The sequence below is a fragment of the Streptomyces sp. PA03-1a genome (assembly GCF_033792805.1).
Classification (GTDB): Bacteria; Actinomycetota; Actinomycetes; order Streptomycetales; family Streptomycetaceae; genus Actinacidiphila.
The window spans coordinates 1-22,469 of the sequence record NZ_JARAVO010000157.1; the positions used below are offsets into that span (position 1 = coordinate 1).

The window sequence follows — 22,469 nt, forward strand, 5'->3', positions numbered from 1 at the left end:
TCCCCACACACCCCACCCAGGTGACTTGGTGTCAGCCTATAGACGTACTTGTCACGTGTGAGCCGTTTTCCACAGGCTTCGGTGGGGGCGCAACGGCGCGAAGGGCGGCGCCCGGCGGGACCGCATGCTCCGCGATCACACGATGCGATGCCGGAGACCGCGACCTTCACAACAGTGTCATTGAGGCGCCTTGGCCACGTCCGGCTTCCCGCCTCGAATAGCCCTGGAAATGCGCGGATATCGTCCCATATTCGGCATCACACCTCCCCCTTCCCCTCACAAACACACCGTTCATCTTGGCGCCCAGACAGTGTGATACGTTCATCGGGCATCGAGTTCAGGGGCGATGCGACCTGGACCATGACGGTCACTCAGGACAGGCTCCGCTGCAGGCCTGTCGGCCGGGCCGCCCTTCACCGACGGTCCGCTTCGTGCCGCTCCTCAGCGTGGACAGGTGGCGTGACCTACCTCGTCACCCCGGAATCGGGATTCAATGACCAAAGACTCAGTATCGCGCCGGAAGCACGCTTCCCGGCGCCGTCCCATCGCGCTCGGCGCGGCCATCGTCGCGGTGGCGGGAGCCATCGCCGTGCCCGTCGTGGCCCAGGCTTCGGAGGACACCCCTCGAGCGGACACCGCACTCCAGAGCAACTTCGCCGCCGCCGCGGCCGAGTACGAGGTGCCCGAGCAGGTGCTTCTCGCGGTGGCCTACCAGCAGTCGTCCTGGGACACCCACGAGGGGCAGCACAGCGCTTCGGGCGGCTTCGGGCCCATGCACCTGACCGACGTCACGCCCGACATGCTCGCCGGCGGCGCCGCGGGCATGGCCGGACGGGCGGAGGCCGCGGAACTCGCCTCGGGCGCGGCACAGCACACCCTCCGGACCGCGGCGGAGCTGACGGGTCTGCCGGCCGACGAGCTGCGCGACGACCCGGCCGCGAACATCCGCGGCGGAGCCGCACTGCTGGCGTCGTACCAGCGGGAGCTCGGCGCGGAGCCATCCGACGACCCGGACGACTGGTACGGAGCGGTCGCCCGCTACAGCCAGTCCACGGTGCGGCAGGGTGCGACCGCGTTCGCCGACCGCGTCTTCGCCACCATCAAGAAGGGCGTCGCCCGCACCACGGACGACGGCCAGAGCGTCAGGCTCGACGCCGACGCCGCGGTCAGCCCCGCCACCTCGCAGGTGGACAAGCTCAAGCTGTCCGCGGCCGTGGTGGCGGACACCGAGTGCCCGCCGACGGTGAACTGCACCTTCGTCCCGGCCAGCCCGAAGAACGGCCAGGTCTCCGACCGGCCCGCGAACGGCGTCCGGATCGACCAGATCGTCATCCACGACACCGAATCGCCGTACGAATCGGCCATCGCCACCTTCCAGAACCCGCTGAGCAGCGTCGCGGCGCACTACGTCATGCGGTCCTCCGACGGCGCGGTGACCCAGATGGTGCCCGCCAAGGACCTGGGCTTCCAGGCGGGCAACTACTCCACCAACCTCCACTCGATCGGCATCGAGCACGAGGGCTACGCCGCGCACGGCGCCCAGTGGTACACCGAGGCGCAGTACCAGGCGACGGCCGACCTGGTGAGGTACCTGGCCGAGCGGTACGGCATTCCGCTCGACCGGCAGCACATCATCGGCCATGACAACGTTGTCACCCCCGCTGACCGGTTCGTCAACGACCAGCACTGGGACCCGGGCCCGTCCTGGGACTGGGAGCACTTCATGGAGCTGCTGGGCGCTCCGGTCTCCGGCCGGCACGGCGTCGGCACGGTGGGCTCCGCCGTGACCATCGCCCCGGGCTTCGCCCGCAACAAGCAGACCATGGAGCTGTGCCCCGAGGACGACGGCAGCGACGCCACGGAGGAGTGCACCACGGTGCGCCAGGCGTCGAACTTCGTCTACGTGCGCACCGAACCGCGTGCGGACGCCCCGCTCTTCGGCGAGCAGTCGATCCACCCCGGTGCCCCCGGCACCAACCGGATCAGCGACTGGGGCAGCACCGCCCAGGCGGGACAGCAGTTCGTCGTCGCCGGGAAGAAGGGCGACTGGACCGCGATCTGGTTCAGCGGCAGCAAGGTGTGGTTCCACAACCCGCGCGGTGTCAACACGATCCCCGCGCGCGACGTGACGATCGTCAGGCCCGCCGCGACCGACCCGGTGAAGGTCTACGGCACCAGCTACCCGGACGCCGCCGAGTACCCCGCCGGTCTCTCGCCGTCCACGCAGGCTCCGCTGAGCATGTACGGCATCCCGGCGGGCCAGGCCTACGTCTCCACGGCGGCCCCGGCCCTGACGGACGACTTCTTCCCCTCCAGCGGGAAGGTCGTCTTCGGCGCCAAGAAGATGTACACCGTCCAGTACGGTCACAAGACCGCCCTGATCTACGCGGATGACGTGACCGCCAAGGGACGTCCGTCCCACCACGGCTCCTGACCCGCTCCTCGGACGGGTCCACCGGGGGGTCCGGCACGCACTGGTGTGCCGGACCCCCGTGTATCGCGGGCGTATCGAAAAGCGCATACGCCACCGCAACGGCCCCGCGTCTCCAATGGGGGCGTGAACGACAACGCATCCCCGTCAGCACCGCTCCCCCGCATGCGCAGGATCGTGCTCCTCGGCCTGGTGATCCTCGGCGTGGCGGGCGCCGCGTCCCTCGTGCGGCGCCCGCTCATGATGTCCGCTCCGATGTGCATGGCAGGGCGGTGGCACGGCTGCTTCGACACGTTCAACGGTGTGGCGCTCATGACGTTGATCGCGCTGCCGTTGGCCTTGCTGGTGGTGTGGGTTCTGGCGCGCGGTCGGCGTGCCGTCGGCGGCACGTCGGCCTGGCGGATGTCGCTGGCCGAGGTGGGCATGGTCCACGGGACGGTGCCGTTCCTGTGGCTGACCATGATGCCGGGCGGCGGGGCCGGCGTCGTCCCCGCCCGGGTGAGCCTGGTACCGCTGCGGGACCTGGTCACGATGGGGCCGCTCGGGATCGTCGGCAACCTGCTGGTCTTCGCGGCGCTGGGGTTCTTCGCCCCGATGCGGTTCGCGGCGCTGGCGTCCGTGCCACGGATCCTGGCGCTCGGGGCGGGCTGCTCGGTCCTGGTCGAAACCGCGCAGTACGTCCTGCAGTTGGACCGGGTGTCCTCCGTGGACGACGTCCTGGTCAACGCCGCAGGCGCCGTGCTGGCCGCGCTGGCGTCGCGCCGCTGGTGGCGCACCACGGCGCAAGCGCCCTCGGACCGGCCTCGCCCTGCGCCGGCACGGGCAGGCTGAGCGTCCGGTGGGCACACGTCGTCGCATACGTCGGCGATACGTCGTGGCGCCTAGGCTTCGGACATGCGCGTACTGATCGTGGAGGACGAGCCCTACCTGGCGGAAGCCGTCCGCGACGGTCTGCGGCTGGAGGCGATCGCCGCCGACATCGCCGGCGACGGCGACTCCGCGCTGGAACTGCTCGGCGTCCACTCGTACGACCTCGCGGTCCTCGACCGCGACATCCCCGGCCCCTCCGGCGACGAGGTCGCGCGGCACATCGTCGCCTCCGGCAGCGGCATCCCGATCCTCATGCTCACCGCCGCCGACCGGATCGACGACAAGGCTTCCGGGTTCGGGCTCGGCGCCGACGACTACCTCACCAAACCGTTCGAGCTGCGGGAGCTCGTCCTGCGGCTGAGGGCGCTCGACCGCCGACGCGCGTACGCCCGGCCCCCCGTCCGCGAGATCGCGGGCCTGCGGCTCGACCCCTTCCGCCGGGAGGTCTTCCGCGACGCACGCTACGTCGCGCTCACCCGCAAGCAATTCGCCGTGCTGGAAGTCCTCGTCGCCGCCGAAGGCGGGGTCGTCAGCGCCGAAGAGCTACTGGAACGGGCCTGGGACGAGAACGCCGACCCCCTCACCAACGCCGTGCGCATCACCGTCTCCGCGCTGCGCAAACGACTCGGCGAACCATGGATCATCGCCACGGTGCCCGGCGTCGGATACCGGATCGACACCGGCGCGCGTACGTAGACGCCCGGGGCCCGGTGCCCGCCCGCGGCGAACCGGGCCCCGGAGGCGCTGCCGGCGCCGAGGCGGCGGCCGGTCAGGCCAGGTTGCCCGCCGGGATCCGGGTCGGGGCGAACCACTGCTGGATCCAGTTCGGGTAGGCGAGCGGCGGCCGGCTGACCTCGTCGAGCTCGGCGAGGTCCTGCTCGGTCAGCGTCAGGCCGACGGCGGCGACGTCGTCCGCGAGCTGCTCCACCGTGCGGACGCCGACGATCACGCTGGTGACGGCGCGCTGCGCCAGCAGCCAGGCCAGGGCGACCCGGGCCGGGCCGACCTCGTGCCGCGCGGCGACGCCCCGGACCACGTCGAGCACCGCGAAGCCCCGCTCCTCGTCGAACGGTACGAAGTCGAAGCCGTTCCGGGCCCGGCGGGAGTCCGGTTCCGTGGTCACCCCGCCGCGGTCGAACTTGCCGGTCAGGAATCCGCCGGCCAGCGGCTGCCACACCGTCAGGCCCAGCCCCGAGTCCTCGGCCAGGGGCACCAGGTCACGCTCGGCGTCGCGGGCCACCAAGGAGTAGTGGGTCTGGTTGGCGACGAACGCCGCCCGGTGCTGCAGTGCGGAGATGCCCAGCGCCTTGCTGATCTGCCAGGCGGCCAGGTTGGAGCAGCCGATGTAGCGGACCTTGCCCTGGCGCACCGCGTCGTCGAGGGCGCTCAGCGTCTCCTCCAGCGGCGTCACGTGGTCGTAGTTGTGGATCTGGTAGAGGTCGACGTAGTCGGTCCCCAGCCGGCGCAGGCTGTCCTCCAGGGCCCGCATCACGTGCAGACGCGACAGGCCCTGGTCGTTGGGCCCCGGCCCGACGGGAGCGAGGAGCTTGGTCGCCAGCACGACGTCCCGCCGGCGCCGCCCGACCGCCCGGCCGAGCAGTTCCTCGCTCTCTCCGTCGGCGTAGACGTCCGCGGTGTCCAGGAAGTTGATCCCGGCGTCCAGTGCCGCGCCGACCACCCGGTCCACGTCCTGCTGCCCCAGTGCCCCATGGGGGCCGTACACCGGGTGGTCCTTGCCGCCGAACGTCATCGCACCCAGGGAGATCTCGGAGACCCAGACCCCGGTGCGTCCCAGCAGACGATATTTCACCAGTCACTCCTCATCGCACACGTACTTGCTCGCGCGGGTGACCGGGAGACCCCAGCCTTTCCGGTCACTGCATCCGGACAGCGCGTCCGGAAATTACGCTACACGATGTCCGGACGCGGTGTAATGTGACGTTCGCTGCCGGGCCCCCGCCCGCGACGACCCCAGGATCCGGACATGCCTTCGATCACCCGACGCCGCACCGCCAAGGTCGGCCGCCCCACCTCGGCCGAGGCGGACGTCCTGGACGCCACCCAGCGCCTGCTGGCAGGCGGCGCGAACTTCACCGAACTGGGCGTGCAGCAGATCTGCACCGAGGCCGGCGTCGCCCGCTCGACCTTCTACAGCCACTTCCGCGACAAGGTCGACCTACTGCTGCGCCTGGCCGGCCGGCTCATGGCCTCGTCCTTCGACCTCACCTCGGCCTGGCAGCCCTCGGCCGGCGTCGAAGGCCTCGAGGAGGCCTTCCTGCACGTCATCGAGGTCTACCGCCGGCACGCCGCCGTCCGGCGGGCACTCGCCGAGGTCGCCACCTACGACACGGCCGTGCGCGACTACTTCACCGCCGAACTCCACCAGTTCACCGACTGGACCATCAAGATCCTCCGCGACGAACAGGAGGCCGGCCGCACCCCCGCCGACCTCGACCCCGTCAGCGCCACCCGGATCATCGTCACCGGCGGCGAGCGCGCCCTGACCGACCAGGTCACCACCGGAGATCCCGCCGGCGACCCCGCGTTCGCCCGCGAACTGGCACGCACCTGGTGGCACGGCGTCTACCGCCGCCCCATCGGCTAGTGCCCACGGGGCGTCCGCAGCCCGCCGACGGTACTAGGGTGGGCAGTGGAGGTCTGTGACACAGCCCGGAACGGGTGACGGAGCAGGGAGACCCGCGACGCGGTACGCAGTCCGCGCAGGCCCGGCCGCCACGAGCGGTGACCGGCCCGGACCGCGGGCACGCCGCCGGCATTGGGGATGGACCAAGGGCGGTTCTGAACCATGAGAAGCACACATCGGCTTGAGCCCAACGCGGCGAACCTCGGCGGCGGCCCCGTTCTCGCGGCGTGGGAACGGTTCGTGCAGGGCGAGGACCACGTCCCCGGTGTCCGGCCCCTGGTGGCGATCTCCTGGCAGCGCTGCCGAGAGCAGTACCGAGTCGATCCCCACCTCACGAAGGCTCCGCCGGCCGTCACGGCGCCCGACCACACGCCCGAGCACGACGTGGTCTTCGCCGAGCTGGGCTTCCGTGCCGCCGCCGTGGCACATGAAGCGGGCAACCTCGGTGGGCTCGTCACCGTCACCGACGCCACCGGCCGGATCCTGGCCGCGTGGGGTGATCACGCCACGCTCGCCCGAGCCGACGACTGCAATCTGGCGCCCTGGTTCTGCTGGTCCGAGTGCGCGGTCGGTACGAACGGCATGGGCACGGCGCTCGAGGCGCACGGCCCGGTGCCGATCAGGGGCGCGGAGCACTGGTGCCAGGCGTTCCACAACTGGGTATGCGCGGGCATCGCGGTGCGTGACGTGGTGACCAGGGAACCAATCGCGGTCCTCAACGTCTCCTTCTGGCGCAACGGGCTTCCCGCGGCCGCCGAAAGCTGGCTGGCCGGCGCCGTCACCATGACCCGGTACCCGCTGAAGAGACGCGCCCGGGACAGCGGCGCGGAGTTGGTCGCGGCCTACACCCAGGCCAGGGCGACGTCCGGTGCGGCGCTCGCCGCCGTGGACACCGCCGGCAAGGTGGTGATCGCCGACGACATGGCGAGCGTGCTCCTGGGCGTCCCCGCGTACACCCCGGCGATCGACCCCACCCTGCGTTGGAACCCCGGGCTGCCGGAATTCATCGCGGCCGCCCGGTATGCCAGCAGGCAAGGGGCCCACGATCCCGACTGGGTCGGCTCGACGCAGATCTTCGCCCACCTGGCCGACGAGCCGACGACGATCACCATCCGGCCCGTCTTCTCCTCCGGGCACCTGATCGGGAACCTGGTCCTGTTCGGGGTTTCCGACGGGGCGCGGCTGCCCCAAAGGGAGGGTTCCTCCCACCCTCGGGTGCCGCCGCGCCGACTGGTCGCGATGCGCGACAACCGGATGGTGCTGCTGCGACTGCCGGAAGTCTCCTTCGCCGAATCGCACGGAAACGACGTGTGGCTCTCCACCGATCAAGGTCGATTGCGAGCCGCCTCCCTGAGCCTGGACAAGCTCGACAGCGATCTGGCGGATGTCGGCTTCCTGCGGGTGCACCGCCGTTACGTGGTCAATCTGAGCCGCATCCGGGAGGTCGAGCGCGGGCTCAAGGGCGAGCTGTCCCTGGTCATGGACGACCGGACGAACGAGATGGTGCCGGTTTCCCGGCGGAACGCGCCCGCCGTGCGTCGCGCGCTGAACATCTGAACCACGACGCACCCTCTGATCCGGAAGGAGATCCCCGTGTCCGACATCCCGGACGCCGTTGCCGGCGAGACGGACGCCGGCAACGCGGGCGGCCTCGGCCTCTCCGTCACCGGGCACCGCGGCCGGCCGATCGGACGCGCGAGCAACCGCGACTGGTGGCCGAACCGGCTCGACCTGAGGGTCCTGCGGAAACACCCCGCCGAGGCCGATCCCATGGGTGAGGACTTCGACTACGCGGCGGCGTTCCACACGCTGGACCTCGACGCCCTGGCGCGCGACGTCGACGACGCGCTGACCACGTCGCAGGAGTGGTGGCCGGCCGACTTCGGCCACTACGGGCCGCTCGTGGTCCGGATGGTCTGGCACTGCGCCGGGACCTACCGCATCCACGACGGCCGCGGTGGCGCGGGCGCCGGCATGCAGCGGTTCGCGCCGCTGAACAGCTGGCCGGACAACCGCAACCTCGACAAGGCGCGCCGGCTGCTCTGGCCGGTGAAGAAGAAGTACGGCCGCAAGATCTCCTGGGCCGACCTGATGGTCTTCGCGGGCAACCGCGCCCTGGAGACGATGGGTTTCACGACCTTCGGCTTCGCCGGCGGCCGGGCGGAGGTGTGGGAGCCCGACGAGGACGTCTACTGGGGTCCCGAGCACGCCTGGCTCGGCGACGAACGCCACGGCGGCGTCCGGGAACTGCAGCGCCCCCTTGCCGCCGACCAGATGGGCCTCATCTACGTCAACCCGGAGGGGCCGAACACCGTCCCGGACCCGCTCGCCTCGGCACGGGACATCCGCGAGACCTTCCGGCGCATGGGGATGAACGACGAGGAGACCGTCGCGTTGATCGCAGGCGGCCACACGTTCGGCAAGACCCACGGCGCGGCCGCCCCGGACGCCCACCTCGGCCCCGGGCCCGAGGGCGCCCCGCTCGAGGAACAGGGCCTGGGATGGAAGAGCAGCTACGGCACCGGGAAGGGCACGGACACCATCTCCAGCGGGCTCGACGGTACGTGGACGCCCACCCCCACGACGTGGGACAACAGCTTCTTCGAGACCCTGTTCGGCTACGAGTGGGACCTGGAACTGAGCCCCGCCGGTCTGTGGCAGTGGGTCCCGCGGGACGGCGGCGGGGCCGGTACGGTCCCGGACGCCCACGACCCGTCGACGACGCACGCCCCGACCATGCTGACGACGGACCTGGCGCTGCGGTCGGACCCGGGCTACGAGCCGATCTCACGGCGCTTCCTGGACAACCCGGACCAGTTGGCGGACGCGTTCGCGCGGGCCTGGTTCAAGCTGACGCACCTCGACATGGGCCCGGTCCAGCGCTACCTCGGACCGCTGGTCCCCCGGGAGACGCTGCCGTGGCAGGACCCGGTCCCCGCCGTGGACCACGAGCTCGTCGGGGCCGCGGACATCGCCGTGCTCAAGAGCCGGCTCCTCGCCTGCGGGCTGTCGGTCTCCCAGCTCGTCTCGACCGCGTGGGCGTCGGCGTCGACGTTCCGCGTCAGCGACAGGCGCGGCGGGGCGAACGGCGCGCGCATCCGCCTCGAGCCGCAACGGGGGTGGGAGGTCAACGAGCCCGACACGCTGGCACAGGTGCTGCGCACCCTGGAGGGGATCCAGGAGGCCTTCAACGGCTCCCAAGCCGGGGACGCGAGGATCTCGCTGGCCGACCTCATCGTGCTCGGCGGGGCCGCCGCCGTCGAGCGGGCCGCCGGGACGGCCGGCCACGACGTGCACGTCCCCTTCCTTCCGGGACGCACGGACGCCACACAGGAGTGGACCGATGTGGAGTCATTCGCCGCCCTCGAGCCGACCGCGGACGGGTTCCGCAACTACCGCGGCAAGGCCGACCGGCTGCCGTCGGAGCACCTGCTGGTCGACCGCGCGAACCTGTTGGACCTGAGCACGCCCGAGATGACCGTCCTGGTCGGTGGCCTGCGGGTGCTGGGCGCCAACCACCGTCAATCGCCGCTGGGCGTCTTCACCGCGAAGCCCGGGTCGCTGAGCAACGACTTCTTCGTGAACCTGCTCGACACGCGCACGGAGTGGGAGCCGGCGTCCACGACCGCCGAAACCTTCGTGGGCCGCGACCGGGCGACCGGCGAGGTCAAGTGGACCGGCAGCCGCGTCGACCTCGTCTTCGGCTCGAACGCCGAGCTGCGTGCGGTCGCGGAGGTCTACGCGAGCGACGACGCACGGGAGAAGTTCGTGAAGGACTTCGTCTCCGCGTGGGACAAGGTCATGTGCCTCGACCGGTACGACCTCGCTTGATCCTCCCAACGGTGGCACATGGGGGACGAACGGTAGCCGGTCGCGGGCGAACGGCATGAGCCGGCCCGCACGCGCGCTCACCCTTGTCGGTGTGATCCATACGGCGTAGCGTGCTTATCGGGTAGCAGATTGTCCGCTTTTCGGAGCAATTAAATCCACCCGCGCCGAATTCCACGTCAATTCGGAGAACATTTTCGAAGGAAGGTGTGCGACCGGCCGCGAAGCACCGCCGCCGGCGGAAGTGGACACAGCGATTCGGCATGAGGAGAGTGAAGCCCCGATGACGACCACGCAGGAGCGATCCGACCTGCTGGACAAGATCGGGTTGGTCGAACAGAACAAAGCAGCGCTGGGTCAAGTGCTGGGAACCGGGAGCATCGGATATGCCGCCGAGAAACCGGACGGCACCATGCAGGCCACCATTCGAATCCACCCGGATGAGCTGATCTGGGATCCATCAATTCTGGTCATGCCCCATGGAGGCGATATCGAGCTCGAGCTCATCAATGACGACCTGAACACGCACTGCGCGCTCCTGCCGAGCAATGGCGACCGGAAGTTCATCTGGCTGGTGAACCATTCGCGCGGACGGGCGACCCTCAACCTCGACGGACCGGGCTACTACTGGTACTGCTCGCCCACGGGCAACGACGAGGGCCGGGGGTTGACCGGGGCCATCGTCGTCCTGGGAGAGGCTCCGCCGGAGGCTCGCCTCGACCGCCCCGAGCAACCGCGGCCGTAGGAAGGAGGAGGAGATGTCCCTCGACTACGTGGACGCGGGTGAGGCAGTCGACCAGGGGTTGCTGAGCGGCAAGGTCGCGGGCGGGGAGGTCGCGCCGCCGGTGGTGGCCGGCCTCGACTACGAGCGCATGCTCAACGCCCGCCAGGAGCCGCACAACTGGCTCACCTATTACGGCGCCTACAACGGGCAGCGGTACAGCCCGCTGGACCAGATCAACACCGAGAGCGTCAAGCGCGTCGTCCCCGCATGGGTCTTCCAGGCGGGCACGACCGGACTGATCGCGGGCGCGTCGACCTACTCGTTCGAGGCCGCCCCGATCGTCGTCGACGGGGTCATGTTCGTGTCCGGCTGGGACGGCTGGGTCTGGGCCCTCGACGCGAAGACCGGCGTGGAGATCTGGCGGTACAAGCACGCGGTCCCCTTCGACGTGTCCTTGTGCTGCGGGAACGTGAACCGGGGGGTCGCCGTGGCCCAGGGGAAGGTCTTCTCCGTCACGCCGAACGCCCGTCTGCTCGCCCTCGACGCCACCACCGGAAAGCGGGTCTGGGACACGACCTACGGTGATGTCCGCGCTGGGGAGAGCGCCACACTCGCCCCGCTGATCGTGAAGAACATGGTCATCGTCGGCAGTTCCGGCGGCGAGTTCGGCGTACGCGGCCATCTCGACGCGTTCGACCTCGCCACCGGCGAGCACCAGTGGCGCTGCTACACGGTGCCCAAGCCCGGGGAGCCGGGCTCGGAGACCTGGCCCGCCCACGGCGAGGCCTGGGCGCGTGGTGGGGCGAACTGCTGGGTCACCGGCACGTTCGACCCGGAGACGAACCTGCTGTACGTCGGCACCGGCAACCCGGCGCCCGACTTCGACGGAGCTGTCCGCGAGGGTGACAACCTCTTCACCGACTGCGTCATCGCCGTCGACGTCGACAGCGGTCAGATCCGCTGGCACTACCAGTGCACCCCGCACGACGTGTGGGACTACGACAGCATCGCCGAGTGCATCCTGTTCGAGCGGGACGGGCGCAAACTGCTCGGGCACTTCGACAAGAACGGCTACTTCTTCGTCCTCGACCGCATCAACGGGGCGAGGGTCGGGATCACCCCCTTCGTGGACCGCATCACGTGGGGGGCCATCACGAGGGACGGCCGGGTGACGGCCAAGCTGTACCCCGACGAGGAGGGAGTACCCGTCCACTTCTACCCGGGTCCGGCAGGCGCGAAGGAATGGACCCACGCGGCCTACAGCCCGAAGTCCGAGCTGTTCTACGTGCCCGTCCAGGACACGGGTGCCACGGCCACCCGGCGGCGCCGGGAGTTCAAGGAGAGCATCCCGTACTGGGGCGCGGGCGTTCAGGTGGACATCGAGGACATGGCGGGGTCCGTCAGCGCGTTCGACGCCGACGGCGAGGAGAAGTGGCGCTGGCGCAACGAACTGCCGATGTGCGCCTCGGTGCTGGCCACCGGTGGTGACCTGGTGTTCGCCGGTGAGCCGTCCGGCGAGTTCAACGCGCTCGACGCCCGCACCGGGCAGGGGCTGTGGCAGTTCCAGTGCGGGAGCGGCCACCACAGCAGCCCGACCACCTACATGGTCGACGACAGGCAGTACATCGCCGTACCGGTCGGCTGGGGCGGGTGGGCCGAGGGATTCCTCCCCGGCATGCTCGGCGCGGGACACGGGAGCGCCCTGATCACCTTCGCCCTCCCGGAATGGTCGTAGCGCGCGACCGGATCTTGCCGTGACCGGCCAGAGAGGAGGTGAATCCATGGAACCCCAGCTCGTTGTGTGGGAGACGCCCGAGTTCGAGGAGATCGCGGTCGCGGCCGAGGTGACCATGTACGTCGCCCGGCTGGAGGACTAGCGGACCGACGGCTCGGGACGCCGAGAGGCGGCCGGGCCGACGACGGACCCGGACATTCGACGAACGGAGTGCCGGCGTGTTGCTGCGAGTGCTGGGCTCGGCGGCGGGGGGCGGGTCCCCGCAGTGGAACTGCGGCTGCCCCGTGTGCGGCGCGGTCCGCTCAGGGGCCGGCCCCCCGCGCACCCAGTCCTCGATCGCCGTCAGCGCCGACCGCTGCCGGTGGTTCCTCGTCAACGCCTCACCCGACCTCCGCGCCCAGTTCGAGGCCTTCCCGGGCCTGCACCCGCAGGGCGACCGGACGACGCCGCTGGAAGCGGTGCTGCTCACCGACGCCGAGCTGGACCACACGCTGGGTCTGCTGCTGTTGCGCGAGGCCCGTGTCCTGCGGGTGTACGCCACTCCGGCGGCACACAAGACCCTGTGTGACGGCTCGGGAATCCTGAGCACGCTCCAGCACTACTGCACCGTCGAGTGGCGGGCAGTGATCCCCGGCACCGACCTGGCCCTGGCGGACGGGCTGTCCTGCCGCGCGTTCGACGTACCGACCGTCAAACGCGCCCGGTTCGGGGCCGAGGCGGACCACGGCCGCGTCGTGGGCTACCGGCTGACCGACGAACGCAGCGGGGGGACGCTGGTCTACCTGCCCGCCGTGCAGTCGCTGACGCCGGCGCTGTGCGCGGAGCTCGAGGGCTGCGGATGCCTGCTGTTCGACGGGACCTGCTGGCGCGACGACGAGCTCGTACGGCTCGGGCTGGCCGGCAAGACGGCCCGGGAGATGGGCCACCTGCCCATCGACGGCCCGGACGGCAGCCTGGCCCGGCTCCCGTCGCTGGCCGCGGGACGGACGGTCCTCGTGCACGTCAACAACACCAACCCGATCCTCCTGGAGGACGCACCCGAGCGGCACATCCTGCGGGAAAGCGGCATAGAGGTGGCCACCGACGGCCTCGAGATCCAGGTGTAGAGCCGTGACGACGACAACCACGAGAACCGGCGCCGACGACTTCGTCGAGGCGTTGCGGGCCCACTCGCGGCGGTACCACGACCAACACCCCTTCCACGTCCGGATGAACACAGGCCGGCTGAGCCATCGGCAGATCCGCGGCTGGGTGGCCAACCGCTTCTACTACCAGGAGAACATCCCCCGCAAGGACGCCGCGATCCTTTCCAACTGCCCCGACCTCGACGTCCGCCGCCGCTGGATCCGACGGATCACCGACCACGACGGCAGCGCCGCCGGCGAGGGCGGCATCGAGGCGTGGCTGCGCCTGGGCGAGGCCACCGGGCTGACCCGCGACGAGGTCCGGGACCACCGGCACCTGGTACCGGGCGTGCGGTTCTCCGTCGACGCCTACGTGAACTTCGCCCGGACCCGCCCGTGGGTGGAGGCGGTGGCGTCCTCGCTCACGGAACTGTTCGCGCCCGACCTGATGGCCGCTCGCCTGGCCGCCTTCGAGCGCTGGTACCCGTGGATCGACCCCGACGGCCTCGCCTACTTCCGCACCCGCCTGGAGCAGGCCCCGCGCGACTGCGAGCACGCCCTCCAGGTGGTCACGTCGCACTGCCTGTCCGCCGAGTCGCAGGCGCGCGCCGTCGACGCGCTCTCGTTCAAGTGCGACGTCCTGTGGAGTCTCATGGACGCCATCGACCAGGCCTACCCGGAGTGACCGCCATGGACCCGACACCCCCAGGAGCGACCCGGAGCAGGACCAGGACCGGACCCCGTGTCGAGGTGTGCGGCCCGGACCGGCCCCGGCTGGCGCGTCATGTCCGGCTCACCTTCTGCCGGACCAGGCAGCGTCAGGTACTGCTGCACCCCGAGACGGTGGTGGTCCTGAACGGCAGCGGCGCGGCGATCCTCCAGCTGTGCGACGGGCAGCACACCGTGGCCGAGATCGTGACCGAGCTGGGCGCCCGCTACCAGACCGTCCCGGAGGACGAGGTGCGGCGGTTCCTGACCCGGCTCGTCACCCGGCGCTGGATGGAGCTCACCGATGGATAGCCCGTTCGGGTTGCTCGCCGAACTCACCTACCGGTGCCCGCTGGCCTGCCCGTACTGCTCCAACCCGCTGAACATGGCCGGTTACCAGGACGAGCTGGCCACGGACGAGTGGCGGCGGGTGCTGGCCGAAGCCGGCGACCTGGGCGTCCTGCAGTGCCACCTGTCGGGCGGGGAACCGCTGCTGCGGCGCGACCTGGTGGAGATCACGGCGGCCGCCCACCACCTGGGCCTCTACACCAACCTCGTGACCAGCGCCCTCGGGCTCTCCCGCTCGAAGGCCGAACAGTTGCGGGCCGCCGGCCTGGACCACGTGCAGATCAGCATCCAGGCCCACGAAGCGGCCGCGTCCGACCGGATCGCCGGCGTCCCGTCCTTCGAGCGCAAGATCGAGGCGATGCACGTGGTCAAGGAGCTGGGCTGGCCCCTGACCATGAACGTGGTCCTGCACCGGCACAACATCGACCGGGTCGCCGACGTGCTCGACCTGGCCGAGGAGGTGGGCGCCGACCGGCTGGAGCTGGCCAACACCCAGTACTACGGCTGGGCCTGGCGCAACCGTGCCGCGCTGCTGCCCAGCCGGGCCCAGCTCGAAGCGGCCGAAGTCGTCGTGCGGGCAGCCCGTGAGCGGTTGCGGGACCGCATGGACGTCATCTACGTCATCTCCGACTACTACAGCCGCTACCCCAAGCCCTGCATGGGCGGCTGGGCGTCCCGGCAGCTGACCGTCACGCCGAACGGCGACGTCCTGCCCTGCCCGGCCGCCCAGTCCCTGCCGTTGCCGAGGGCCAGCGTGCGTGAGGACTCGCTGGCGTGGATCTGGAACGAGTCCCCGGTGATGACCGCGTTCCGGGGAACCGACTGGATGCCCGAGCCCTGCCGGAGCTGCTTCCGGCGGGAGCTGGACTTCGGCGGCTGCCGTTGCCAGGCGTTCCTGCTCACCGGCGATGCGGCCCGCACCGACCCGGTCTGCCACCTGTCGCCCGACCATCACCTGGTCGCCCGGGCGGTGGCGGCCGCCAACGCCGGATCACGTTCCGACGACCCACCGCTGGTCCCCCGACCGCACCGGGTTCGCCGGCCGGACCGCATCCCGGGCGGCTAGCCGCCGAACCACAACGGCAGCGCGGCAGCGGCGATGATCAAGGTGACCCCGCTCAGCAGGTCCGAGCGGATCCGGATGAGGCGCGCCGCGACCCGACCCAGCTGCAGCCCGACCAGCGACATCACCGCCGTCATGATTCCGAAGACGGCGGCCGAGAACCACGGCGAGAGCCCGAGGATCCCCAGGCTCGCCCCGGCGAACAGGTTGTCCAGGCTGAGCGTCAGCGGGATGCCGAACAGCGCCCACGGATGGTCCAACTCCTCCGGCTCGGGGTGCCGAAGGGCCGAGACGACGAGGTAGAGACCGTAACCACCCAGAGCGGCCGCACCCACCAAGTCGGCGACGTCTCCGATGGATTCCCCTATCCGGCGACCGATCAACAGCCCGACCAAGGGCATGACCGCGTCCCACAGCCCGAAGGTGAGCGCAACCTGCACCGCGCGCTTCAGACCGAAGGGGACGGTGCCGAGCGCGATCGACACCCGGAAATTGTCGAGACTGAGTACGAAACCCAGGACCAGTATTTCCCAGATCATGGCGATGTCGCCGCCCGATGACGACCGATGACGGCGGGGCCGAATCCGCCGCGCGGAATGACCGCCAGGTTGGAAACGATATCCCGGACGTCCCGCGCAACAAATCCGCGGAACCGATTTCCGGAGCACTGTCAACACTACTCGCCGCGGCGCGCGCGGCCAATTGATCCGCGGAACTGCCCTGCCGCAGCACCCCCTCCCCCGGCGTGCCTGCGGCCGCACGGAAAACCCGAGGCGCGGGGGAGGGGTAGCGGACGGACCCGATGCCGATGGTTCAGACCAGCTTCGCCCGGAAGATCTGCTGCGTCTCGTCGCGCTGTGTACGTGTCGCGCCGCGGTCGCTGGTGAACACCACGACGCCGCGGTGCAGGGCGGGCCAGGTGCTGTTGCCCTGGTGGCTCACCTGGGTGGCGTCGGACCAGCCCTCCTCGCGGTCGAGGGTGGCGGTGAAGACCTTCCAGCGCCAGTCGGTCGAGCGGGAGTCGTACCAGACCGCGCGGACCGTGCCGTCAGGGTCCACGCCGAGCCTGGCCCGCTGGCTCATGGCTTCGGCGTCGAGGGCGACGTTCTCGGACGCCGTCCAGGTCGTGCCGCCGTCGGTGGATCGGCTGGCCCGGAGCTGGAGGTTGGAGCCGGAGCTCTGGAGCGCACCGCTCTCCCAGATCGCGACGAACGTCCCGTCCCGGTCCACGGTCAGGCCCGGGTGCCTGTCCGATCGGTCACTGACCCTGCTGACCTGGACCGGAGTGCTCCAGCCGCGGCCCGGCGCCTTGCGTACCGACGCCAGGACCTGCCAGTTGTCCGGGTCCGTACCGCCGGCGGCCGGCTGGCCCGCGGGCGGGGTGTGGCCGGTCCACAACGGGTCCGGGTCGTAGCGGTCGTCCTGCCAGCTGATCACGGCGTGCTCGCCGTCGTGGACGGCGACGACCGGGAACAGCGAGGCGGGGTAGCGCGGCGAGCGCGCATCGCCGGGCACGCCCGGACCGGTCGCCTTGCCCGCCGCGGAGATGTTCACCGCGGCCTTGTCGATGCCGACGATCTGCGCGTACACGTCGAACGCGCCTTCGCCGTTGTCGGACCAGGCGACCAGCGGATGCTTGTCGTCGACCAGTGCCAGTGCCGGGTGGACGGCACGCCCCTTGCCCTTGCTGATCTTGGCCGGGGCCTTGAAGGAGCCGCCGCCGTCGGCGCTGTGCGCCAGGAGGATCACCGGACGGTGCGGCTGCTCCTTGCCCTGCTCGTCCTGCCAGGCCACCCACACGTCATGGGAGGTCGCGACGATCCGCGGGAACCGCGCCGTCGCCGAACGGCCGGACAAGGTGACGGACCTGGTGATCCTGCCCTTGCCGTTGAGCCGGCGGTAGACCACCTTGCTCACCTGGTTCTCGTGCACCTCCGCCACGACGTGCGTGACGTCGCCCACGACCGCGACATCGGAGAAGCCGGTGAACGTGCCCGGGTCGCCGGTGACGAACGCCGCCTCGTCGTGGGCGGTGTCGGCGGCCGGGAGCGCGATCTCGGGCCGGGGGTCGGCCGGAGCGCCGACGGAGACGAAGACGGGCGAGGTGGCACCGCGGAGCTGGTCGGGCAGGTTCGGGTCGGCGTCGGAACCGGAGGCGCTGCCGGGGGAACGGGCCTCGGCCCGGTACCAGCCGTGGTCGGTGCCCTTCAGCACGAGCGGCAGTTCGTAGCTCTCGTTGGCCCGTTGCGGCCGGTAGCTCGCGATGGGGCCCGCCGATCGACCGGGAGCCGCGTAGACGTGGACGGTGGTTCCCTTGCCACCCCTGACGTTCACACGCAGCGTGGCCTTCTTGGGCAGCTTGCGGTCGGCCACGACCACCTCGTCGCCGCCGATCGCCTCGAACACGCCGTCACCGTCGACGTCGGCCTCGATGGTCAGGAACGGCCCCGCGGTGTTCTGCGCGACCGTCGTACGGCCGCTGCGGAACCCGTCGAGGATGCCCAGGACCGAACGCTTCGCCGCGAAGACGTGGGTGGTGGGCGTCCCGGGGGCGTCGATGTCCCACAGCTCGCGGAAGTGGCAGTCGCTCGCCGCCGCCACCCCGAAGCGGAAACCCGCGTTCCAGCGGTTCTCCGCGTACTCGACCTGCTCGTCCGGACCGGTGGACACGTTGAGCACCTCGACGAGGTCCGCGCCTTGGACGCTCGCGTTGGCGTTCGGGCCCGTCGCCGGCGTGTACTCACCGTCGTCGGGGTGCGCCTGCGACCACACCGCCCCTTGCGCGTGCGCGTCCCAGACGGACTGCTGCACATGGCGGAAGGCCGCGGAACCGGTCGGGTTGGCGCCGTCCACGATCACGTCCACGTTGCCCAGCACGATGGCGTGGGGCGAGCCGTTCGCCTCCTCACCCGGGAGCAACAGCAGCTTGGACGACTTCCACTGGGGGTCCCAGACCTGGTCGTACGTCCGGTGGTCGGTCAGGGGCATGAAGTCGAGGCCGGCCTTCTCGCCCTGGGCGATCTGGTCGCCGACGGGAAGGTTCCCGGGGAGGGTCTGGTGCGAGGTCTGCCGGGGCCCGCTGCCGTCCGACGAATGGTCGTCGTGGACGTGGGTGTCACCCGCGAGCCACTTGCCCTTGGGCGCCTTGGCCCGGTTGAGCACGGAGCTCCCGCCCACCGTCTTGACCTTGCCGTTCGACTCGAGGGCGGATCCGCTGACCGCCTCGGCGGTGCCCGCACCGACGCCGACCGCCGCGACGGCGGTACCCGCCATGACCACGAACCGCCGGCGGGAAAGGCCCTCGGGCTCACGGTCCGGCCCGGTGGACCCTCTTGTCGTCTCCATGTACTGCGCCTTTCCGTGCACCGTTCCCCTGTGGATCGGTGTGAAGTCCCCGAGACGCTAAAGCGCGCCTTCTTCCGCGAAATGAACGAACAGCGAACCATTCGCACCCATTGCGGGTATGTGGCATCACTTGCCGCCCGGACGATTCCCCCGTGCACGCGCCCTAAGGGACGACCGACCGGCCCGGAGCCATGCGGAAGGGCATCGCGAGGTCGCGGGCGCGGGTGCGGCAGCCTCAAGGCAGCGCTGATCAACCGGTTTCCACGACCGGCCTCGCGGAGAGCCAGCCGTCCTCCCGGCCCCGCCACTGTGACAGCCGGTCCGTGTCCCCTGCATGGGTCAAACGCCCCTATGGGTGTGGCTGCCCTCCGGGTCAAACGGCTCCCCCGGGCATTCCTCGGAACCTCCGCAGGTGGTACCGGGCCGGTGATCAACCGTGCCGCCACTGCTCCGCGTCCTCGCGCCAGGCCTCACCGGCCGACCTGGACAGCACGGCCGCTCCCGGTTCCTCGACACGGGTCAGGGCGACCATCGCCAGGTCGTCCTCGGGAAGCGCGCCCGAATGCTCGACGACATCCTCGAGGATCTCCCCCAGCACATCGGGCAGGCACACGTGGCCCGGTGTGCCCTCGCGGATCCACCGCCACGTCGTGGCGCGTTCCAGCAGCGGGTAGCACCGCCCGGCGGCGTCGCGGGCCTCCATGAGGCCGTCGGTGTAGAGCAACAGCGTGTCCCCGGGGCACAGTTCGAAGCGTTCCTCCATGGCACCGCAGTCCCGCAGACCGTACAGGCCCAAGGGGGGAGCCGGGCAGCCCGCCACCAGCGCGACGCTCCCCCGGCGGGCCCGTATGGGCGGCGGGTGGCCGTGGTTGACCATGCGGGCGAACGGCTCGCCGTCCCGCACCTCCAGCAGAAGCGCCGTCACGAAACGTTCGTCCTTCTCGCGGGAGAGGTCGTCGCTGTCGGCCAGGTGGAACAGGAAGCTCTCCTCCAGCCGCGCCGACAGCTCCGCCAGGGTCGCGGCGCGCGGCGCCCATTCGCGGAAGGCCCCGAGCACGGCCGCGACGTCCTCGAACGTGGGCAGGCCCTTGCCGCACACGTCACCGATGATCAGGCGGGTCGCCTCGCCCGCGCGCGCGACCGCGTACAGGTCACCGCCGACCTGTCCCCGGCCCCCGCAGGGACGGTAGATGGAGGCGAGCCCCAGCGCGCCGATGCGCCCGGGGAGCGGCCGGAGCAGGACCCGCCGGACGGTGTCGGACACGGCGTGCGCCCGCTCCGCCCGGCAGCGGTAGCGGTCCTTCACGCGTCCGAGCACCATCGCCGCGGTCCCCGCGGTGATCAGCGGCGCGAGGCCGCACGCGAGGCTCGGGTGGGAGTACAGCGGCAGGATCACGCACACCGCGCACACCGCGAGGATCCACGCCACGACGCTCGCGACGGCCAGGTACCGCAGCGGTTTCCCCTCGTCCCGCCGCTCCTCGAACTGTTCGGCGTCGGTCATCAGCGTCACTCCCTCGCAGTCTTGCGCGGGCCGGGAGCCGACGGATCCGCGAGCGGTCCCGGGACCGCGCATTGGCGTCCCACTCGTGACGGGACAACTCGACCGTAGGGAGGATTCCGGCCTGGCCCCTTGCCCCGTCGTGCACAGGCCTTTGCCCGTCCGTGCAGTGCCCGGCACCGTGGCCCCTGTACCGCTTGGGCACCGCCGGACCCCGGCGGCACGGGTCACGGTGTTCAGGGGCAGCGGTTCACGCCCGGCGGGCGGCCCAGACCGTGCGCTCGGTACGGACGCCCACGTCGGTGCGGCGCGGGATGCCCTCGGGACCGTCGGCGTCGAGCAGCCGGTCGAGGGCGGTCAGGTCGTCCGCCGTCAGGGCGGAGGCGACGGTGGTGCGCATGCGGCGCAGGCTGCTGAGTGCGTAACGGCTGACCGCGTCGGTGGGGGGCGGGGCGACGTCGATGGTCAGGGTCCGTTCGCCCTCGATGGTGAAGCCGGCCTTCGTCAGCTTGGTCCCCCAGTCGGCGCCGCGGTGGGGGATGTGCTCGGCGTGGTGGTGGTCGAGTGCGGCATGGCAGCGCTCCTCCAGGCCCGGGGCGTCCTGCGGGGCATCCCCGGGCAGGAAGCGGGGGAAGCCGGCCAGCTCGACGACGGCGAACAGTCCGCCCGGGGCGAGCAGGTCGTGGACCTGGCGCAGGGTCTGGTCGGGCTCGGTCATGTGGTGCAGGGAGGCCGAGGCCCACACCAGTTCCGGGGTGCCGAGGTCGGGCCAGGCCGCCGCGTCGAGGTCGGCCTCGACCAGGTGCACGCGGTCGGCCACTCCGGCCGCGGCTGCCTTCGCCTGCAGGCGGCGCAGGTGCGGGGCCGAGGAGTCGACGGCCGTCACCTGTGCCGCGGGGAAGCGCCGAAGGAGGGCGAGGGTTCCCGCTCCCGTCCCGCAGCCCAGGTCCACGATGCGGCGGGGGCTGTTCCCGACGGGCAGCCAGTCCGTGATGGACGCGTTGTGCTCGGCGAGCACTTCGGCGTCCAGGTCGAGGATCTCCGCCTGAACGGCTGTGTCGTGATCGTGATCGTGCTCGTGCTCGTGCTCGTGCTCGTGGACGTGGGGCGCGGCATGGTCCGCTGCGTGCGGGTGGGGGTGATTCATGGCGCCCACGCTAGGCGGGCGTCCGCGGGCGGCCCAGCGGCTTCCGGAATGCGCAAGCCGATGCCCGGCCGCGCTGCGGCAGGCGCAAACCGTCACGGTGACGCCTTCCCGGTGGCCTCGCCGCGCTGGTGGCCGCGGCGGGCGTCGCGGTCGAAGATGCCCAGGATCTCGCAGGGTCCGCCCTCGGCCCCGATGGCGTGCGGGAGCATCGTGGGGAACTCCGCCGCCTGGTTGGTCTCGATCCGCAGGCGACGGTTGCCCAGGAGCAGGACCGCGGTCCCGGACAGGACGACGAGCCATTCACGGCCCGGGTGGGCACGCATGCCCGAGGGGTGGTCGGGCGGCGGGTTCGTCATGCGCTGCCGGATGACGGTCATGCCGGGTTCCGCTTTGATCGGCCAGCGCATCTGCCCGCGCGCCCGGTCGATCGTCGGGTGGGAGACCACGTCGTCCGACGCGGTCTCCACCAGCTGGTCCAGGGAGGTGTCCAGGGCGCGGGCGAGGGTGACGAGCTGGTCCAGCGCCAGGCGCCGCTGCCCGTTCTCGATGCGGGAGAGCGTGGACTGACTGACGTTGGCGCGCACGGCCAGGTCCTCCAGGGACCAGCCCTGGGCCACACGCAGGGCGCGGATGCGCTTGCGCACCAGACTGTCCAGATCACCATCGTCTTGCGTCATGAGCAAGAGTCTATGCGTGCACGGCAAGGCATGCCCGGCGTCGTCACCGTTCGACCCCGCCAAGACCGGGGCCGCGAGCAGTGGCGGCGGCACGCCGCGCAACGCGGCGGCCGTGAGGGGGCGCGGCCGCCGCGGCTGCGCGCATCGTCGTCGCGATGGGAGAGCCGCGCGAGCCCTTCACCGTCCCCGCCGGCCGACGCCCGCCCTCGCACCGGCTACTGGGTCACGCCCTTCTGGATCTCCCAGAAGCGGAAGATGGTGGACGGGTCGAGGGTCCACTCCAGGCCGTTGATGTTGTCCTTGGACACCACGTACTGCTTGCCC

The 22,469-nt window shown here is 71.0% G+C and carries 19 protein-coding genes; 13 read left to right on the plus strand and 6 right to left on the minus strand.

Translation table 11 applies throughout. The features are described from left to right. Window positions 1-493: 493 nt before the first annotated feature. From PV341_RS29705 to PV341_RS29715, 3 genes are all read left to right on the plus strand, one after another. Window positions 494-2,434, plus strand: coding sequence for an N-acetylmuramoyl-L-alanine amidase (locus PV341_RS29705; RefSeq protein WP_500359446.1), 1,941 nt, complete (start codon window positions 494-496; stop codon window positions 2,432-2,434). 123 nt (window positions 2,435-2,557) lie between these two features. Then, window positions 2,558-3,262, plus strand: coding sequence for a VanZ family protein (locus PV341_RS29710; RefSeq protein WP_500359447.1), 705 nt, complete (start codon window positions 2,558-2,560; stop codon window positions 3,260-3,262). Between the two features lie 63 nt (window positions 3,263-3,325). Then, a complete protein-coding gene (locus PV341_RS29715; RefSeq protein WP_500332232.1) occupies window positions 3,326-3,997 on the plus strand; it encodes a response regulator transcription factor in 672 nt (223 codons plus the stop codon). A 73-nt stretch (window positions 3,998-4,070) separates the two neighbouring features. Here PV341_RS29715 and PV341_RS29720 read toward each other — a convergent pair whose 3' ends face one another. After that, window positions 4,071-5,111, minus strand: coding sequence for an aldo/keto reductase (locus tag PV341_RS29720; protein ID WP_500332231.1), 1,041 nt, complete (start codon window positions 5,109-5,111; stop codon window positions 4,071-4,073). A gap of 174 nt (window positions 5,112-5,285) precedes the next feature. Between PV341_RS29720 and PV341_RS29725 the strand changes: the two genes are divergently transcribed. The 10 genes from PV341_RS29725 (at window position 5,286) to pqqE (ending at window position 15,478) form a co-directional block, all read left to right on the plus strand. Next, entirely contained in the window at window positions 5,286-5,906 is a 621-nt protein-coding gene (locus PV341_RS29725; RefSeq protein ID WP_500332230.1) for a TetR/AcrR family transcriptional regulator, read from the plus strand. A 201-nt stretch (window positions 5,907-6,107) separates the two neighbouring features. Further along, window positions 6,108-7,502 carry a DNA-binding protein gene (locus PV341_RS29730; protein WP_500359448.1) on the plus strand — a complete coding sequence of 465 codons (1,395 nt, stop codon included), beginning with the start codon at window positions 6,108-6,110 and terminating at the stop codon, window positions 7,500-7,502. 129 nt (window positions 7,503-7,631) lie between these two features. Then, the gene (katG, locus tag PV341_RS29735) at window positions 7,632-9,776 is read left to right on the plus strand and encodes a catalase/peroxidase HPI (protein WP_500359454.1); all 2,145 of its coding nucleotides are present in this window, start codon (window positions 7,632-7,634) and stop codon (window positions 9,774-9,776) included. A gap of 280 nt (window positions 9,777-10,056) precedes the next feature. After that, window positions 10,057-10,518, plus strand: a complete 462-nt coding sequence (locus tag PV341_RS29740; protein WP_500332228.1) for an MSMEG_3727 family PQQ-associated protein — start codon at window positions 10,057-10,059, stop codon at window positions 10,516-10,518. 13 nt (window positions 10,519-10,531) lie between these two features. Then, on the plus strand, window positions 10,532-12,232 hold the full coding sequence (locus PV341_RS29745; protein ID WP_500332227.1) for a PQQ-dependent dehydrogenase, methanol/ethanol family: 1,701 nt from the start codon (window positions 10,532-10,534) through the stop codon (window positions 12,230-12,232). 46 nt (window positions 12,233-12,278) lie between these two features. After that, complete coding sequence (gene pqqA, locus PV341_RS29750) at window positions 12,279-12,374, plus strand: pyrroloquinoline quinone precursor peptide PqqA (protein WP_500332226.1); 96 nt, start codon at window positions 12,279-12,281, stop codon at window positions 12,372-12,374. Between the two features lie 76 nt (window positions 12,375-12,450). Further along, complete coding sequence (pqqB, locus tag PV341_RS29755) at window positions 12,451-13,338, plus strand: pyrroloquinoline quinone biosynthesis protein PqqB (protein ID WP_500332225.1); 888 nt, start codon at window positions 12,451-12,453, stop codon at window positions 13,336-13,338. A 4-nt stretch (window positions 13,339-13,342) separates the two neighbouring features. Next, complete coding sequence (pqqC, locus tag PV341_RS29760) at window positions 13,343-14,041, plus strand: pyrroloquinoline-quinone synthase PqqC (protein ID WP_500332224.1); 699 nt, start codon at window positions 13,343-13,345, stop codon at window positions 14,039-14,041. Window positions 14,042-14,046: 5 nt separating this feature from the next. Further along, the gene (gene pqqD / locus PV341_RS29765) at window positions 14,047-14,376 is read left to right on the plus strand and encodes a pyrroloquinoline quinone biosynthesis peptide chaperone PqqD (protein WP_500359449.1); all 330 of its coding nucleotides are present in this window, start codon (window positions 14,047-14,049) and stop codon (window positions 14,374-14,376) included. Next, complete coding sequence (gene pqqE / locus PV341_RS29770) at window positions 14,369-15,478, plus strand: pyrroloquinoline quinone biosynthesis protein PqqE (protein ID WP_500332222.1); 1,110 nt, start codon at window positions 14,369-14,371, stop codon at window positions 15,476-15,478. Before pqqD ends, pqqE begins: the two co-directional genes overlap by 8 nt. Here pqqE and PV341_RS29775 read toward each other — a convergent pair. The 5 genes from PV341_RS29775 to PV341_RS29795 all read right to left on the minus strand — a co-directional run bounded on the left by PV341_RS29775 (window position 15,475) and on the right by PV341_RS29795 (window position 22,145). Further along, entirely contained in the window at window positions 15,475-15,960 is a 486-nt protein-coding gene (locus tag PV341_RS29775) for a manganese efflux pump MntP (RefSeq protein WP_500332221.1), read from the minus strand. The genes pqqE and PV341_RS29775 overlap by 4 nt on opposite strands. 328 nt (window positions 15,961-16,288) lie before the next feature. Then, on the minus strand, window positions 16,289-18,820 hold the full coding sequence (locus PV341_RS29780; RefSeq protein ID WP_500359451.1) for a CehA/McbA family metallohydrolase: 2,532 nt from the start codon (window positions 18,818-18,820) through the stop codon (window positions 16,289-16,291). A 430-nt stretch (window positions 18,821-19,250) separates the two neighbouring features. Further along, window positions 19,251-20,324, minus strand: coding sequence for a PP2C family protein-serine/threonine phosphatase (locus PV341_RS29785; protein ID WP_500332219.1), 1,074 nt, complete (start codon window positions 20,322-20,324; stop codon window positions 19,251-19,253). A 247-nt stretch (window positions 20,325-20,571) separates the two neighbouring features. After that, window positions 20,572-21,468, minus strand: coding sequence for a class I SAM-dependent methyltransferase (locus tag PV341_RS29790; RefSeq protein WP_500359452.1), 897 nt, complete (start codon window positions 21,466-21,468; stop codon window positions 20,572-20,574). Between the two features lie 92 nt (window positions 21,469-21,560). Then, entirely contained in the window at window positions 21,561-22,145 is a 585-nt protein-coding gene (locus tag PV341_RS29795) for a helix-turn-helix domain-containing protein (RefSeq protein WP_500332217.1), read from the minus strand. Window positions 22,146-22,469 lie beyond the last annotated feature (324 nt).